Source organism: Emticicia sp. MM, from assembly GCF_001649495.1.
On record NZ_LXHX01000005.1, the window covers coordinates 14,859 to 31,512 of the forward strand.

Sequence of the window (16,654 nt, forward strand, 5' to 3'; positions counted from 1 at the left end):
AAATGAAATTTCCAAAAATCAAAGAATTCCACATTACGCCCATTGCGGTGGTTGACCCTCCTTTATTGAATGCAGCAGGTTTGCATGCTCCTTATGCCTTGCGTACGGTTGTAGAACTTGTCACTGAAGATAATATTAGTGGAGTCAGTGAGATTCCCGGAAATATTGATATAGACAAGGCTTTGGAAAGAAGCAAACCGCTCATTATTGGTCAAGACCCTTTTCAAATCAATAAAATCAGAGATATTCTTTTGGCCGAATTCGGAACCGAAAAACCTGCTGATAGAGGTTTCACTCCTTGGGACCAACGCACTGTTGTGCATGTTTTTAGTTCGATTGAGGTTGCTTGTTTAGATATTATAGGTAAAATAATTAATCGTCCAGTAGTCGATTTATTGGGAGGTAAACGCCGTGATGCTGTGCCATTTTCGGCTTATCTTTTTTATAAATACGAAGGTGCAGGAGGTGAATTGGAGTTCGGAACAGACCCCAATGCCACAGGTTGGGATGCCGCTCGTCAAGCAAGTGCTTTGAATCCAGCCGAAATTGTTGCTCAAGCCAAAGCCATGTGCAAAGAATTTGGTTTTCAGTCGATTAAGCTCAAAGGAGGTGTGTTTGAACCACGCCAAGAAGTAGATGCAATCTTGGCTTTACACGAAGCATTTGGCCCCAATGTGCCACTTCGTATCGACCCCAATGCTCTTTGGACGGTAGAAACTTCTATCAAATATGGCAAAGAAATGGAGGGTATTATTGAATACTTGGAAGACCCTTGTCGTGGACAAGAAAACATGGCGGCCGTAAGAAAAGCCTTGAAAACTCCTTTGGCTACCAACATGTGTACGACTTCCTTTGGGGATATTCCGAGCAGTGTTCAGTTAGGTTCGGAAGATATTATTTTATCTGACCACCATTTTTGGGGTGGTTTGCAGGAATCAATGAAGCTTACGAGCATCTGCGAGACTTTCGGGCGTGATTTATCTATGCACTCTAATTCGCATTTGGGTATTTCGTTGGCGGCTATGGTGCATCTGGGAGCAGCCATTCCTAATTTTAAATATGCCCTCGATACACATTATCCTTGGCAATCTGACGAAATCATACTTGGCGGTAGAATGAAATTTGAAGATGGGGCAGTACCAGTACCGAGTGGGCCAGGTTTAGGGGTTGAATTAGATAGAGCCGCTTTAGCAAAATTGCACGAAAACTACAAAAAATGCGGTCTAACCAAACGCAACGACGAAATAGAAATGCAAAAAGTACAACCTGATTGGAAATTTATGGCAACACGTTGGTAAAACCTTCCGTAGAGACAGGGCATGCCCTGTCTCTACGGGATAAACAAATAAAAAATGGAACTATCAAAAATAAAATCATCGCTCGAAGACGGGCTTCTTTCTTTTCCAATCACCGATTTTGATGAAAAAGGTGAATTCAATGCCAAAACCTTTGCCGAACGTATAGAGTGGTTCGTAAGCCATGATGTTTCATCTGTTTTTGTGGCTGGCGGAACGGGCGAGTTTTTCTCACTGACTGCTGATGAATACGAGCAAATTGTCAATATTTCGGTCAAAGTTGTGGCTGAGCGTGTACCAGTAATTGCCAGTGCAGGAAGAAGCATCGCCGAAGCTAAAACTTTTACAAAAATTGCTGAAAAAGCTGGAATCCACGCCATTTTACTCTTCCCGCCATATCTTACCGAATGCCCACAAGATGGCGTGTATGAATATGCCAAAGCAATTATGCAAAATACCTCATTACCTGTTATTTACTATAATCGTGGCAATGGGGTTTTATCAGCAGAATTTATCAAAAAACTGGCTGATGCTTGTCCAAATTTCATCGGTTTGAAAGATGGTACTGGCAATATGCAAGATTTGAACGATACTATCAAGACAGTAGGAAAGCGTCTTTCGTACATTGGGGGAGTTCCAACTGCCGAGATTATTGCCGAGGCCTATTTGTCGATTGGTGTCAATACATATTCATCGGCAGCCTTTAATTTTGTGCCAGAGTTAGCTAATAAATTCTATAGAGCCTTGCGTGCAGGCGATAAAGCCACCGTTGAGAAAATCACGAAAGATTTTTATATTCCATTAGTAAGGCTTCGTGGCAAAAAAAGTGGTTATGCAGTAAGTTTGATAAAAGCAGGTGCAAAATTGATTGGTAAAAGTGCTGGTGATGTTCGCCCACCACTCACGATGCCAACAGAAGCTGAAGTAGAGCAACTTCGCCAAATTATTAAGCAGAATAACTGATAAAAGTGAAGGTATTGTCGGTAAATTCATCGAGAATACCTTCAAATATTTACTTCTTTACGATTTTCAAATCTTTAAAATACCCCTCAGTAAAATTACCAACCCAAAGTCCAATAGAACCAGGCCTTGAACTTCCGTGTTTCATATCATTAACAACTAAAGAAGGATATTTGGCATTATTCAAGAACAATTTTGCTTTTTGTCCTTCAACTTCTATTCGCATTGTTATCCATTCATTTAAACCCATATCAGCATAAGACTCGTATTTTTCGGGTTCGGTTTTACGTAATTTATCAAATTTATAATCAGGATAAGAGAAATACTGAATGCTATGATTTCTACGGATTTGGTCGTCTGTACGGCCATTAGTCGGGCGAATATAAATGCTCTCGAATGCTGAATTTTTTTCATCAATTCTGAAAGCAAGTCCAATAAAACCTCTAGAAGTTGCTGGGGCATTTTTCATTAGCCGGCTCAAAACTTTTACCTCAATTACCCCATTTTGAAATTCAAACCCTTTGATTTTTACATAAGAAGGCATATCTGCATCTTTACTTGTTGTATCAAATTCAACCTTTAAGATTTTTTTGCCTGAGATTTTTACAAAAGACCTTGAAACATATTCTGTAGCTTCAATATTTTCTTTGCTCATTTTGATGGTTTGAGCCGATAACACCATCGAAAATAGCATAGATACCAATAAAAGATTTAGTTTTTTCATAATATTAGTTTTTTAAAAATGGGGTAATACTTGCCCAAACTGCTGGGAAATTTTCAGCAAAACAAATGTGACCAGTATTCGGGATAATACTTAATTGAGCTTTTGGAAGCATGTTGTAAGCATTGATAACGGTCGGTAAAGGAGCATTTCTATCTAATTCGCCCGAAAGCAACAAAACAGGACACTTAATAGAGCCTAACAATTCTTTGCTGACCACTATTCCGTTATAGAATGTTTGCATAGCACTCCAAAAATCTGTCAATCTTTCGGGTTGAGGCATAAGTGCCTTTTGCTGAATCCAATAAGCCTTGTCTGAAAGTAATTGTTCGTGATTAAAATTGATGGTTCTTAAGCCCGGAATCTGCTCACCTGCACCAATAGCAATCATTTTTTTGATGCGTTCTGGATACATACTCGCAACCTTATATGCCGTGTAAGCACCATCGCTGAAGCCTAAAATTATTGCTTTTTCTTTTGTAACAGCATTAATAACAGCAATTATATCATTAGCCTTTTTCTCGTAAGTGATAGGAAATGAGCCAATATCCGATTTTCCATGACCACGAGTAGAAATAGCTATTACTTGAAAGTTTTTCTTCAAACTATCAATAAATTCGGCCATTTCGATGGTAGAACCCAAGATTCCACCGTGCAAAAGCACAATAGGTTGACCTTGCCCATAAACTTCATAATAGATTTTGGCATCTTGGGTTTGAACGTAATCTCCTACAGCAACATTGTTTCCATAAGGAATTTTATTGATCACATTTGCTGGCTGATATGCCCTTCTGAGACTTTGCTGGGCTTGTATTTGTAGAGCAAGAAGTACAAAAATAATTAACTGAAAATTTTTCATAAGGACATAAAAAAGCCACGAATGAATTAAAACCCAATTCATACATTCGTGGCAATAAAAAAGCTGAATTTATACTAGAATAATTTCTCTTGTGGTGGTTTTGCTCCAGCCAAACGAATATAAACCGTTGTTTGCCCACGGTGGTGTGTTTGATGTTCAAAGCACTTAGCTAATGCGGTTGCCTTAGTCATTTCGAAGCGTCCGAAAAGCTTGGTAGTTTCATTGAGTTGGGCAGGAGTCATTTTCTTCACGTTTTCAATTACGAAGTCATAGCCTGCTAAAACCAATTTCGTAACGTTAGCCTTTGAAATATCAGTAGTTTTTTCAGATTCTCCTTGTCCGACCGGACTTTTTGCTCCTGTAGCAGCTGCTGCAAAACCATAGTTTCCGTCAGTTAAGTGTAGCATTTGTTGAGCAAATGAACGCATTTCTGGAGTTGGTTTTAATGCATAGCCTGACTCTGGCATGGCATCGAGATACTCTTTGGTGTATGCCTTCGCTCGTTCCCACTCTTTCACGATTTCATCAACCGAAGATTGTGCATTTGCTGTGGCAGATATTCCAAAGAAAATCAATAGAATAGCAATCAATTTTGGATATTTCATAATTATGTTGGTTAAAAAATGATTTTGCAAAATTATAATTAATGTTTGATATCTACCCTTAAACTACCTTAAGAAATCAATGATTTTTGCACAAATCTTTACGTATTTTACTCAGAAATTCAGGAGTAATACCTAAATATGAGGCAATTTGTGTATTAGGTAGGCGGTTTGTTAAGTGTCGATATTGTTCAAGAAAGCTTAAATAACGTGTTTCGGCGGTTGAACTGAAAGTTTGTAAAACTCTATTCTGAAGTTCCATAAACTTATTTTCAGCAATAACTTTAAAAATACGATTAAGTTTTGGGATATTTTCGTAGAGAAAATACAAATTTGAAGGGTCAAGTTGTATCACTTCAGCGGGTTCAATGGCTTGTATATATAGTTTGCTGGGTTTTCCAGAATGAAAACTGTCAATATCGGCAATCCAGTCGTTTTCAGCTGCAAACTGAATATTATGTTCGTATCCTTTATCATCAATGCCGTACATTCTAAAACAGCCTTTGACCACAAAAGTATAATGTTTACAAACCTGACCTTCTTGTAAAATAATTTGTCGGCGTTTGATTTTGCAAAAAGAAACCCTCTGACTTATAATTTCTATTTCTTCTTTGTCAAGAAGTAGATAACCTTGAAAGTGGTCGATTAAAGGGTGCATCAGAAGATAAGGATGATTGTATAACAAATTTAATAAATATAAACTATAATTGTGTTTTAGCAAATTATCAGCAATTCAAATTTGATACAAGACAGTGCAGGAGTCTTTATAATTATTAAAGCCCTAACTTTAACAATTATTGGATTTTGTACGTAATATTTGACCTTAATAATGAAAAAAACCTTATTCTTAATAGCTTCATTCATGCTATTTATTGGGCAGATTAACGCTCAATTTACTCTTCAGAAACTCCAAGTAAATTATCAAACAACACCTATTGGAACAGATTTAGTCAAACCACAATTTTCTTGGCAAATGCATAATGCAACCAATAAACGTGGACAAGGGCAAACGGCTTATCAAATTGTGGTTACTGATGAGCAAAATCATACGGTTTGGGACTCGAAAAAGGTGATTTCGGGTATTTCTCACGCTATTCAATATGAAGGCGAAGCCTTAAAACCAACTACTCGATATACATGGAAACTGACCGTTTGGGATAATTTTAATGCTCTTTCAAGCACAAAATCATGGTTTGAGACTGGTTTTCTGAATACCAAAATTGACGCATGGTCGGGTGCGGAATGGATAGGAGGTGGAGATGAAGATTTGAATTTTTACTCACATTATTTGTCGGTTTTTAAGGTTCAATATGATATTCAATTGGCCCAAAATTCAAGCAAAGGTTCGTTTATCTTTGGGGCAAATGATAGCCGATTGAGCAATCAGTATCTCAATTTTATGGGTGTTGAGCGTAAAAAAGATGAAAGTTATGTAGAAATAGAATTAGATATTTCTACACTAACCAATGAAGCCAATTCGACAGCAAAACTCAATATTTATCGAGCGGGTTATACTAAAACTGATAAAGCAGAAGAGCCACTCAAATCTATTGCAATTCCGCAAAGTATTATTAATCAAGCGAATAAAAATGCCAAACACACAGTTTTTGTGGAGTGCAACTTTGGCGTTTTTGAATTTTATATAGATGGTACTGACGAAGCCCATAAAATTGCCGATAAATCAATGACGCCAACGAGTAGATTTGCACCTCGCGGACTCAACCTAAATCCGGTGGGTGTGGGAAATAACTTCATTAGTTTCCCTATGTTGGCCGATATCGGTTTTAGAACAAAGGCAAATCAAACTGCCTTTTTTACAGATATTCAAGTAAAAAACTTCCGTTATCCAAGTAATACTTTATATCATCTGGAAAAAGCTCCGTTAGTTTCTGGTGAGGCACTTATCACCCTCAATCCAAGTAAAAATGCTACGCCAATGCTACGCTCGGTATTTAAAACTGATGCCAAAGCAATCAAAAAAGCAAGATTATACGTAACTGCCCGTGGAATTTACGAAGTGTTTATCAACGGAAATCGTGTGAGTAATGAATACTTTAATCCAGGCCTAACGCAGTATAATAAAAACCACATGTACCAAACTTTTGACGTTACCTCAAATCTCAAAAATGGACAAGCCAATGCCATTGGAGCGTGGCTGAGTGAAGGTTGGTGGAGTGGTAATATTACTTACAGTGGTGAAAGTTGGAACTGGTTCGGCGACCGCCAATCGTTGTTGGCAAAACTAGTTGTTACTTACGCTGATGGTTCTGAGCAAATCGTCACAACTAATAATAAAGACTGGAAATTATTTACAGATGGCCCGATACGAGTAGGTTCGTTTTTCCAAGGTGAAGTATATGATGCCACCAAAGAAGAAGCAATTAAGGGCTGGACAACAACAAACTATAATGATAAAGCTTGGAAATCAGCTGTAGAAGTACCACTCGAAGGTACGGGCATTGTTGGTGATGTGAAATATTCGGGTCGTTATGCCGCTTCTTTACCTTATAATGATTTCAAATTAGTGGGTCAGATGGGCGAAAATATCAAAATTGTAAAAACATTGTCGGCTCAAAAAGTTGAAGAGGTTAGACAAAAGGTATTTGTCTATGATATGGGACAAAACATGGTTGGGTTTCCGCAGATTTTGATAAAAAATGGTAAAAAAGGGCAAATAATTAACCTTCGCTATGCTGAAATTACGTACCCAAATTTACCCGATTATAAAGGTAATGAAGGTATGATTATGCTCGAAAACATCAGAGCGGCTCTTGCACAAGACCAATACATTCTAAAAGGTGGCGATGAAATCATTCAACCAAGATTTACTTTTCATGGGTATCGTTATTTAGAAATTACGGGTGTAGAAAAGGCTATTCCTGCAACCGATGTAAAAGGCTTAGTCATTAGTTCAATTTCTGAAATATCTTCAAAATACGAAACAAGTAATCCTTTAGTAAATCGTTTTTGGGAGAATATTACTTGGTCTTTGCGTGGAAATTTTGTTTCGATACCAACCGACTGCCCGCAACGCAACGAGCGTATGGGTTGGAGCGGTGATATTTCAGTATTTGCAAGAAGTAGTACTTACCTAACCGATGCCAATTTATTTTTAAGAAGACATCTTTTGGGCATGCGTGATATTCAGCCAGAAAGCGGTCGATTTACCGATGTTGCCCCTGTAGGTGGTGGTTTCGGTGGTACACTTTGGGGAAGTGCTGGCGTTGTGGTTGCTTGGGAAACTTATCGACAATACGGTGATGTACAAATGTTGGCCGAGCATTATGGTGCAATGAAAAAATACATGGCTTTCTTAGAAACTAAAATCGATAAAACAACAGGAATTCTAAATGAAGGTCCGCTGGGAGATTGGTTGAGCCCAGAAGGCAATAAAAATGATAATACTTTGTTTTGGATGGCCTATTTTGCCTATGATTTAGAGTTAATGAGCAAAATGGCCGAAGCTTTAGGCAACACCGATGATGCTAAAAGCTTTTTGAAGAGAAGTGAAGAAATCAAGCGGATATTTAATGAAACGTATGTAGATAAATCTTCGCACCGAACTGTCAAATCGGGCATGAAAACTGGTTTTATGGCTGCACCCAATGAAGCAGATACCCGTGGAAGTTCAGATAAAGGTGTTTTGATTGATACACAAGCGTCTTATGCTGTTCCTTTGGCTTTAGGTGTATTTGATGCCCAAAATAAGCCTTTTGTAATCAAGCATTTAAGCGAAACTATCACTCGTAAAAACAAAGACGATGGCGGCATTGAACGCCCAGAAAACTCTTTGATGACAGGTTTCATCGGTACGGCATCTATGAGTGAAGCACTTTCTGCAAACGGTCGTGATGATTTGGCGTATCAATTATTGACCAATAAACAATATCCATCGTGGCTATATTCGGTGGTTAATGGTGCTACTACCATTTGGGAACGCTTAAATAGTTACACCGTAGAAAATGGTTTTGGTGGTAATAACTCCATGAATTCGTTCAACCATTATTCTTTTGGAGCGGTAGCGGCTTGGATGTACAATTATTCTTTGGGTATTCAGCGTCATCCACAAAAGACAGGTTTTAAAGAATTCATCCTCAAACCAACACCCGACCCAACTGGCCAGATGACCTCTGCTAAAGGGTATTACGATTCGATTTACGGAAGAATAGAGAGCGAGTGGAATAGTGAAGGAGGTAAAACAACTTATAAGTTCACTGTTCCACCAAATACATCCGCTGCTTTGTATCTTCCTGCTAATAAGCAAATTACAGAATCAGGCAAGAAAGTGAAAATTGAAAAAACCGAAGGAGATAAAGTAGTGATTTCGCTTTCTTCTGGAAGCTATGTTTTTGAGGTGAAGTAAGAAAATTACTTATTTTGTTAAATTAACGTTGGCAGATTTTAATTTCTGCCAACGTTTTTATTTCATATCAAAAACTCGCCGCATCAATTACATATCTATGGTGGCTCGCTTGATTATTGATGAGTTTCTGCCAAGCATCGTTTATTTGGTCGGCAGTAATATTTATAGTATCAGGTTCTATCTGATTATCTGCACAGAAGTTAACCACATCTTGTGTTTCGGCAATTCCACCAATCAATGAAGCATTGAAGTTGACGCGTGTTCGAGATAATGCTGAGACATTCAAAGCCATTTTTGCTCCTACAGGCATTCCCACTTGCGTAAAATACCCATAAGGTTTTACAACTGATGAATAGGCTGCAATATCGAACTGAACAGGAATGGTAGAAATCATGTAGTCTAAAGTTTTGTTGTAAGGCTTTAGCTTTGATAACTTGTCTACTACCACCACTTCTTTTATTCCCAATGCCATTATTTCTGTCACCTTTGTGGCGTTTGAGGTAAAAGCATATACATCTGCACCCATTGCTACTGCCAATTTTATGGCCATTTGTCCAAGTCCGCCTATGCCTGCTACTCCAATTTTATCACCTGCTTTGACCTTGGCTTTCATCAATGGCGAATAGGTCGTAATACCTGCACAAAGTAGCGGTGCGGCTTTATCAAGGCTAATATGTTCTGGAATATGTACTGCAAAGTGTTCTCTGACAACTATATTGTTAGCATACCCACCTTGTGTAATACCTGTGGGAGAGGTTTCTTCTGGGTTTCCGTAAGTCCAAACAGTAGCATCATTATCGCAATGTTGTTCTTCTCCGTGCTTACAACTTTCGCAGTTCATACAGCTATTAACCATACAACCTACGCCCGCACGGTCGCCGACTTTGAATTTTGTAACATTTTTACCAACAGCTGCTACGATACCAGCAATTTCGTGCCCCGGTACTTGTGGATATTGTTGTGGCCCCCAATCACCTAACATGGTATGAATATCTGAATGGCAAATGCTGGCGTATTTTATATCTATTAAAATGTCATTATCACCTACTGGTCGGCGTTCAAATTCCCACGGACTCAGTACACCAGAAGTATCGAAGGCTGCGTAGCCTCTTGATTTTGTATTACTCATTTGGTTTAAAAAGTTGTTTTTTGATAAAATTAGAGATAATGTCCAGATAATACTCAAATAATTTCAAAATTACGTAATCTGAATTACGGGCACTATAATCTTTTAAACCGCAGATGACGTTGATTTACGCTGAAAAATAATAAAATCAGCGTAAATCAGAGGTTTTTAAATTTGCATTATCTGCGGTTTATATTTTTACATTAATTAGCTTTCTTGTAATACTTATTAAAATTATAATTTAATCCCACATTCCACATAAAATCTTTATTGCCCGGTAAATTGGCTTTGATGGTTTGGTTAATGCTCGAACTTAAGCTAAATGGTAGTTTTTTATGAGCTAAAACAGTGGTAAGTGTGAAATAATTACCTCGGTAGCCATCCGTTTGCAGGAAAAATACCGAAGGAAAGAAGTTTAGTCGAAGATTTTCAGAAAGCCCTAAATTAGTAATGGCTGAATTTAAAAATAGCACGTTTGTGAAATGCGGCCCATCTTTTTGTAAACCGTGTCCTTGAAGATAAGTAGCACTTACCCCCAATTTTTTCGAAATTTGATAGCTCGGAACAAGCTCAAAAGCCGCAAATCTTAGGAATTGAGTAATTTCTTTATTCACACCATTTTCTGTAATTTGTTTACGAATAAGATTAAATGCAGGGTGTACACCGAGCCTTAACCCAAATTTTTTATTATCAACTATGCGGTATCTTAGCCAAAATATCATTCCACCTTTAGTAATATCAGGTTTTAAACGTATATCTGGGTCGAAGCTAAATCGTTTTTTTCGCCAAGATAATTGAGTGGTTACAGCAGGGCTATTCAGTGAAAATGAAGGGATAATCGAAAAACCATTGGTCGTGATGCCTACATTTCCTGAAAAATTGGTAATATTTTTTGTACTATCGGTCGATTGAGCTAAAGTTATTTGAAAAGAAAATACAAGGAGTAAAGAATAAATAATAGTGTTTAAATGTTTCATTTCTAAGGTTTTAATGTAGTGTCGGAAAAATCCAATGCAAAATTAATCTCACTAAGACCTATTTTTCTTATACATTTTACGGTTTCACTTACCATTTTTACTGATAGGCAAACAACTCATTTTTTATTTATATAGATTTGAATAAAAAAGCCCATGATTATCTTCGATAGCATCAAAAAATACAGCGAATACTTTAATAATAAGACCTTACATCCGCTTATTAATTACGTAGATTTGAATAAATCTGACCTCATTCCGAGACACAAAGCCAGAATTGATTTCTATGCTATTATTACGAAGGAAACGATTTGTGGCGAAATGCGTTATGGTAATAAATTTTACGATTATTCAGATGGCTCGATGATTTTTATTGGCCCCAATCAAATAATCGGAAGCGAGCCATTAGGAGAAATGCACCAACCTTATGGTAAAGCACTTATTTTTCATCCTGATTTATTGAAAGGGACTTCGCTCGGTAAACAAATTCATGAATACTCATTTTTTAGCTATGAATTGAATGAATCACTGCATCTTTCAGATAGAGAGCGACAAATTGTAGATAATTGCTACGCCAATATTATCTCAGAAATGAGCCAGAATATTGATAAACACAGTAAAAAGATTATCATTGCCAATCTAGAGTTATTGTTGAAATACTGCACACGTTTCTACGACCGCCAGTTTATCACTCGTGAACACGCTAATCATGGAATTATCGAACAATTCGAGCAAAAATTAAATGAATATTTGAGAAGTCAACAATTGAAAATTAGTGGGATACCTACGGTGGCTCATTTTGCCAATGAGCTTAATCTTTCGGCTAATTATTTTGGCGATTTGATAAAAAAAGAGACAGGTAATTCTGCCCAAGATTTTATTCATCTAAAGCTTTTAGAGCTGGCTAAAGAGCAGGTTTTAGATGTATCGAAGTCAATAAGTGAGGTTTCGTATGAATTGGGTTTTAGATATCCACAGCATTTTACGCGATTATTCAAGCAAAAAGTGGGGGTGTCTCCCTTGGAATATCGAGGGTTGAATTGATTTTTAGATATTCCAAATACATAAATTAAATCCAAATCACTAATATTGTCTTTCTTTAACAAATGTTTATGATAAGGAGAGCCATCAAACCCTATTTTTCGCATGTCATTTCGTGGACAATACTGTTGTTCTTGCCCTTTATAGGTTATTTGTATCAGCCACAAAAATTATCAGAGTTAAATTTCTACTTTGTTCAAACACACTTCCTGAACATAGCATTTTTAGCAACGGCCTTCTATTCAAACCTCCATTATATTGCTCCAAAATTCTTTTTTGAACAAGCTCGAATTAAATTCTTTGTTCTGATTCTTTTGGTGCTGGGCATTTATATTGTTATGACTTATCTTTTCTTTCGGCTTAATCCCGAAGACGAATTGAAGCATTTACAAGAAAAAAATATTCTATTTATCCGATTAGTTTTTGGACCAACAATTATTTATTCATTGTGTATTCTTACAAGTACAATGCTCTTTTTATACGATGAACAAGCTCATCAGAAAGAACTTAATAAGCAAATCGAACTCGAAAAAACTACGGCCGAGCTTAACATGCTTAAGTTACAGATTAGTCCACATTTCTTGTTTAATACACTCAATAATATCCGTTGGTTGATACGTAAAAAATCTGAGCAGTCGGAAGAATCAGTTATGAAACTTTCAGAAATACTTCGATACATTATTTACGAAGTAGAAGGCTCGAAAGTGGAATTTAGTCGAGAAATAGAACACCTTCGTAATTTTATCGAACTTCAAACCCTACGCTTGCCAATTGAAGGAAATGTAGTTTTTAAAGTAGATGAAAACATTAAAAATTACTTGATAGAACCACTACTTTTCATACATTTTGTGGAAAATGCCTTCAAATATGGCATTGATAGCAAGAATGCTCCAGATATTGTATTTGAATTTAGTACGCTACCTAATGGACTAACCTTTTACTCAAAAAACAAGATTTTATTAAAGAAAGCCAATATTCAGAATGAAGGAATTGGGTTAACCAATATTCAAAGGCGTTTGGAATTGCTTTATCCAAATAAACATGAACTTAAGATTACCCATAATGATGAATATTTTGAGGTGAATTTGAAATTAATTTTAGAATCATAATCCCCCTTGTGCGTAGGATTATGTGCGAAAAAGCAAAAGGGGGTAGGGGGATGTTAAAAAACTTTTCATTGTCACTATGAAAATCAAGTGTATATTAATCGACGACGAACCATTTGCGTTGAATATTTTAGAGGATGATTTATTGGATTTTTCGAATGTAGAAGTGCTCGAAAAATTCAATAGTCCTCTTGATGTGCCTGATTTTTTAAAAACACATGAAGTTAACCTCATTTTTTCTGATATTCAGATGCCTGAAATGCTTGGTACGCAGTTTATCCGAAACCTCGAAAACCCTCCTTTAGTTATCTTCACAACGGCTTATCATCAATATGCTCTTGAGGGGTTTGAGTTAAACGCCATTGATTATCTGATGAAACCTATCAGAAAAGAGCGTTTGGCCGCAGCACTCAAGAAAGCAGAAGACCAATTGTATTTCAGAGAAAAACTCAAAATTGAGACTGAAGAAAACTATATTTTGATAAACGTTGAATATCAGAAAGTGAAGCTACTTTTCGAAGAAATTATCTACATCGAAGGCCTGAAAGATTATGTTAAAATCTATTTAGAAAATAGAGTTCACCCAGTGCTCACTAGAAGTAATTTGCGAGGAATGGAAAGTAAATTGCCCGAAAAAACCTTCGCTCGAATTCATAATTCGTTTATTATTAACAAACAAAAAATCACTTCTTTTCAGCATTCGAAAGTATTTCTCTCTAATATCGAATTGCCAGTTGGAAAGACGTATATCGAGAATATCAAAGGGTAAAAAATTTCTAGATTCCCCGTAGAGACGTTGCACGCAACGTCTCTACGAAACTATTCTTTCTCACAGATATACACTTCATCTTCACAGATATACAAATCGTTGATTGAGTCAACAATCCTTCTCACCTTTGAGCCATGTTTCTGAAACAACAATAAACAGAGGCTACTCAAACATAAATTTTTATGAAAATGAAAAGGTTATTATCTGCTCTTTTTACGGCACTTATCACAATCACGAGTTTTGCTCAAATGCCAACAGGCGGTGCTCCAGCAGGAGCAAAAATGCCAGAAGGAAAATTATTCGGAAAAATTGTTGATGAGCAAGGCAAACCAGTTGAATTTGCATCGGTTGTATTACTCAAAACAACTTTCGATAACGCTACCAAACAAAGTAAAGATGTATTGGTAAAAGCTCAAAGTTCGGAGCTAAATGGAGATTTTAATTTCTCAGAAGTACCAGTAATGGCAAAGTTGAAATTAAAAATCAGTTCGGTAGGATATAAAACCCTTGAATTGCCAGTGGCTTTTGCCATGCCTAAAATGGAAGGAATGACGCCACCTAAAGCAGGCCAACAACCAGACCCTGCAATGATTGCAAAAATGATGGCGGCTTTTGATAAAGACTTAGGCAATATCAAGATAGAAAGCGATACCAAAGTTTTAGATGCTGTAACCGTAACGGCTCAAAAGGCATTGCTTGAAATGGATATTGATAAAAAGACTTTTAATGTAGAAAAAAACATCGTAACGGCTGGCGGAACGGGCGTTGATGTGATGCGAAATATTCCTTCATTACAAGTTGATATTGATGGAAATGTAAAACTTCGTAATGCTGCCCCAACAATCTTTATTGATGGTCGCCCAACAACTTTATCGCTCGACCAAATTCCTGCCGATGCCATTGAGAAAGTAGAGGTAATTACTAATCCATCTGCTAAATACGATGCTTCAGGAAGTATGGCTGGTATTTTAAATATTATTCTGAAAAAGAATAAAAAGAGCGGCTACAACGGAATGCTTAATATCGGTGCCGACCGTTTTGGTGGCTCAAATGCAATGGGAAGTATCAGTGTTCGTCAGAAAAAATGGAATGTTACGCTTATGGGTATGAATATGCGTATGCGAAACAACACCGAAGGAAATAGCGAGCGTACAAGCAGTATTGGGGGCATCAACTCAAATGTTATGCAAGACATTGAGAGTAAAACCAAAGGGATGATGACATTCGGACGTTTGGGAGTAGATTATAATATTTCGAATCGTACGACACTTTCAGTAGGAACTGTGATTGCGGGAGGTAAATTTCGACCATCGGAAGATATCTTAATCACAAATACCACTTCAGGTAAAACTACTGTAAGTAATCGTTTGTCGGAGTCAGAGCGTAGTTTCAAACCACGAGGTTTACAATTAGGATTAAAACATAATTTCCCAACTTCTGGTGAAGAACTTTCGATGGATTTTAACTATTTTGGTGGCAAAAATGCAATGAATGGTGTTTATACAACTAATTATTACAATGCTTCGAACCAAATTACGGGTACTCAAATTCAGAGAAATATTGGTAATGGCGAAAATCAATTTATGACTTTCCAAACTGATTATACAAAGCCATTTAAGAATGGAATGAACCTTGAAACGGGTATCCGAGTTCAAATAAATAATTTGCAAAATATCAATGATAATTCGCTGAAAGCAGTTGGCTCAGATGTTTATAAAAATATTACTTCAGCATCGGCCAATTATGATAGCAAAAATAGTGTGTATGCCGCTTATGCCTCTGTTTCGGGTAAAGTAAGTACCATGTTTTCATATAAAGTTGGTTTAAGAGCTGAGAGCTCTTCTTATGAAGGAAAATTGTTGAATACTGGTCAAAACTTTAGTAATAGCTACCCGATTAGTTTATTTCCATCGGTATTTATTAGCAAGAATTTATCAAAAACTGACCAATTACAATTAAGTGTTACTCGCAGAGTTAATCGCCCGAATTTTTTCCAATTAATTCCGTTTATTGATTACAGCGATAGCTTAAATATCACCCGTGGAAATGCCAATCTAGTACCTGAGTTTACAACTTCTGGCGAAATTTCTTATAGTAAATCGCAAGGTACAGGCACATTCTTGGCATCGGCTTATTATAAACATACCAATAACCTGATAACTAGATATTTGAATCAAGAAATAAATCCGATTAGTGGGAAACTAGATTTGATTAATACTTATATCAATGCTAATTCGAGTATCAATTACGGAGCAGAGTTTACTTATACCAATAAGGTGCAAAAATGGTGGGATTTGACGGCCAATATCAATTTTTATAATTCAAAAATTAATACCGATAATATTGATAATGCAGTAGCCACTTCAGCACTTTGGACAGTTTTCGGGAAATTAAACAACAACTTCAATTTGCCGAAAAAATGGGTAATTCAACTTTCGGGCGATTATCAAGGAAAAACAAATATGCCAGTTACTCAAAATCAAGGATTTGGCCCGCCAATGAGTCAAGCTCAAAGTTCATCACAAGGCTATATCAAACCTTTCTATGGTGTTGATTTCGCAGTGAAGAAAACATTCCTGAAAAATGATTTGGCTTCTTTGACACTTTCAGTAAACGATATTTTCCGTACACGTGGTAATACCCAAGTTTCTTACGGTGAAGGTTTCTCACAAACATATTATCGCCTGACTAACCCACAAATGGTAAAGTTAAACCTGTCGATTCGTTTCGGAAAAATGGATATGAGTATGTTTAAGAAAAACAATAATACCAACTCAATGGAAGGAATGCAAATGCAATAATTGCTAGGATATTCTAAAGAGAAATAGGCAATCTATA

At 36.8% G+C, this 16,654-nt stretch carries 13 protein-coding genes; 7 read left to right on the forward strand and 6 right to left on the reverse strand.

Annotation, left to right across the window (positions count from 1 at the left end; genetic code table 11):
* Positions 1 to 2 precede the first annotated feature (2 nt).
* Both A6M55_RS00505 and kdgD read left to right on the forward strand, forming a co-directional pair.
* A complete protein-coding gene (locus tag A6M55_RS00505; RefSeq protein ID WP_064196110.1) occupies positions 3 to 1,298 on the forward strand; it encodes a glucarate dehydratase family protein in 1,296 nt (431 codons plus the stop codon).
* A 54-nt stretch (positions 1,299 to 1,352) separates the two neighbouring features.
* Positions 1,353 to 2,258, forward strand: coding sequence for a 5-dehydro-4-deoxyglucarate dehydratase (kdgD, locus tag A6M55_RS00510; protein ID WP_064196111.1), 906 nt, complete (start codon positions 1,353 to 1,355; stop codon positions 2,256 to 2,258).
* A gap of 49 nt (positions 2,259 to 2,307) precedes the next feature.
* On the opposite strand, the gene A6M55_RS00515 is transcribed toward kdgD, so the two are convergent.
* The 4 genes from A6M55_RS00515 to A6M55_RS00530 all read right to left on the reverse strand — a co-directional run bounded on the left by A6M55_RS00515 (position 2,308) and on the right by A6M55_RS00530 (position 5,095).
* A complete protein-coding gene (locus A6M55_RS00515) occupies positions 2,308 to 2,979 on the reverse strand; it encodes a hypothetical protein (protein WP_015029104.1) in 672 nt (223 codons plus the stop codon).
* A gap of 4 nt (positions 2,980 to 2,983) precedes the next feature.
* Positions 2,984 to 3,877, reverse strand: a complete 894-nt coding sequence (locus tag A6M55_RS00520; RefSeq protein ID WP_064196112.1) for an alpha/beta fold hydrolase — start codon at positions 3,875 to 3,877, stop codon at positions 2,984 to 2,986.
* A gap of 32 nt (positions 3,878 to 3,909) precedes the next feature.
* Positions 3,910 to 4,440 (reverse strand): DinB family protein, encoded by a 531-nt coding sequence (locus A6M55_RS00525; RefSeq protein ID WP_015029106.1) that lies wholly within the window; start codon positions 4,438 to 4,440, stop codon positions 3,910 to 3,912.
* A 76-nt stretch (positions 4,441 to 4,516) separates the two neighbouring features.
* Positions 4,517 to 5,095, reverse strand: a complete 579-nt coding sequence (locus tag A6M55_RS00530; RefSeq protein ID WP_064196113.1) for a Crp/Fnr family transcriptional regulator — start codon at positions 5,093 to 5,095, stop codon at positions 4,517 to 4,519.
* 171 nt (positions 5,096 to 5,266) lie between these two features.
* Here A6M55_RS00530 and A6M55_RS00535 point away from each other — a divergent pair, with 171 nt between their 5' ends.
* Entirely contained in the window at positions 5,267 to 8,800 is a 3,534-nt protein-coding gene (locus tag A6M55_RS00535; protein WP_064196114.1) for an alpha-L-rhamnosidase, read from the forward strand.
* 67 nt (positions 8,801 to 8,867) lie between these two features.
* Here the strand turns inward: A6M55_RS00535 and A6M55_RS00540 are convergent, their stop codons facing one another.
* Both A6M55_RS00540 and A6M55_RS00545 read right to left on the reverse strand, forming a co-directional pair.
* Positions 8,868 to 9,929, reverse strand: a complete 1,062-nt coding sequence (locus A6M55_RS00540) for an NAD(P)-dependent alcohol dehydrogenase (RefSeq protein WP_064196115.1) — start codon at positions 9,927 to 9,929, stop codon at positions 8,868 to 8,870.
* 200 nt (positions 9,930 to 10,129) lie between these two features.
* Positions 10,130 to 10,903 carry a hypothetical protein gene (locus A6M55_RS00545; RefSeq protein ID WP_015029111.1) on the reverse strand — a complete coding sequence of 258 codons (774 nt, stop codon included), beginning with the start codon at positions 10,901 to 10,903 and terminating at the stop codon, positions 10,130 to 10,132.
* A gap of 153 nt (positions 10,904 to 11,056) precedes the next feature.
* Here A6M55_RS00545 and A6M55_RS00550 point away from each other — a divergent pair, with 153 nt between their 5' ends.
* The 4 genes from A6M55_RS00550 to A6M55_RS00565 all read left to right on the forward strand — a co-directional run bounded on the left by A6M55_RS00550 (position 11,057) and on the right by A6M55_RS00565 (position 16,617).
* Positions 11,057 to 11,944, forward strand: a complete 888-nt coding sequence (locus tag A6M55_RS00550; protein ID WP_015029112.1) for an AraC family transcriptional regulator — start codon at positions 11,057 to 11,059, stop codon at positions 11,942 to 11,944.
* A 62-nt stretch (positions 11,945 to 12,006) separates the two neighbouring features.
* The gene (locus A6M55_RS00555; protein WP_015029113.1) at positions 12,007 to 13,050 is read left to right on the forward strand and encodes a sensor histidine kinase; all 1,044 of its coding nucleotides are present in this window, start codon (positions 12,007 to 12,009) and stop codon (positions 13,048 to 13,050) included.
* Between the two features lie 76 nt (positions 13,051 to 13,126).
* Positions 13,127 to 13,816 (forward strand): LytTR family DNA-binding domain-containing protein, encoded by a 690-nt coding sequence (locus A6M55_RS00560; protein WP_015029114.1) that lies wholly within the window; start codon positions 13,127 to 13,129, stop codon positions 13,814 to 13,816.
* A 188-nt stretch (positions 13,817 to 14,004) separates the two neighbouring features.
* Entirely contained in the window at positions 14,005 to 16,617 is a 2,613-nt protein-coding gene (locus tag A6M55_RS00565; RefSeq protein WP_064196116.1) for an outer membrane beta-barrel family protein, read from the forward strand.
* The last annotated feature ends 37 nt before the right edge of the window (positions 16,618 to 16,654 follow it).

Excerpts from the sequence above, each read along its gene's own strand:
- A6M55_RS00550 (WP_015029112.1), top strand. The coding sequence starts at position 11,057 with ATGATTATCTTCGATAGCATCAAAAAATACAGCGAATACTTTAATAAT.
- A6M55_RS00525 (WP_015029106.1), bottom strand. The coding sequence starts at position 4,440 with ATGAAATATCCAAAATTGATTGCTATTCTATTGATTTTCTTTGGAATA.
- A6M55_RS00565 (WP_064196116.1), top strand. The coding sequence starts at position 14,005 with ATGAAAAGGTTATTATCTGCTCTTTTTACGGCACTTATCACAATCACG.
- A6M55_RS00515 (WP_015029104.1), bottom strand. The coding sequence starts at position 2,979 with ATGAAAAAACTAAATCTTTTATTGGTATCTATGCTATTTTCGATGGTG.
- A6M55_RS00560 (WP_015029114.1), top strand. The coding sequence starts at position 13,127 with ATGAAAATCAAGTGTATATTAATCGACGACGAACCATTTGCGTTGAAT.
- A6M55_RS00520 (WP_064196112.1), bottom strand. The coding sequence starts at position 3,877 with ATGAATTGGGTTTTAATTCATTCGTGGCTTTTTTATGTCCTTATGAAA.
- A6M55_RS00505 (WP_064196110.1), top strand. The coding sequence starts at position 3 with ATGAAATTTCCAAAAATCAAAGAATTCCACATTACGCCCATTGCGGTG.
- A6M55_RS00545 (WP_015029111.1), bottom strand. The coding sequence starts at position 10,903 with ATGAAACATTTAAACACTATTATTTATTCTTTACTCCTTGTATTTTCT.
- A6M55_RS00535 (WP_064196114.1), top strand. The coding sequence starts at position 5,267 with ATGAAAAAAACCTTATTCTTAATAGCTTCATTCATGCTATTTATTGGG.
- A6M55_RS00555 (WP_015029113.1), top strand. The coding sequence starts at position 12,007 with ATGTTTATGATAAGGAGAGCCATCAAACCCTATTTTTCGCATGTCATT.
- A6M55_RS00530 (WP_064196113.1), bottom strand. The coding sequence starts at position 5,095 with ATGCACCCTTTAATCGACCACTTTCAAGGTTATCTACTTCTTGACAAA.
- kdgD (WP_064196111.1), top strand. The coding sequence starts at position 1,353 with ATGGAACTATCAAAAATAAAATCATCGCTCGAAGACGGGCTTCTTTCT.
- A6M55_RS00540 (WP_064196115.1), bottom strand. The coding sequence starts at position 9,929 with ATGAGTAATACAAAATCAAGAGGCTACGCAGCCTTCGATACTTCTGGT.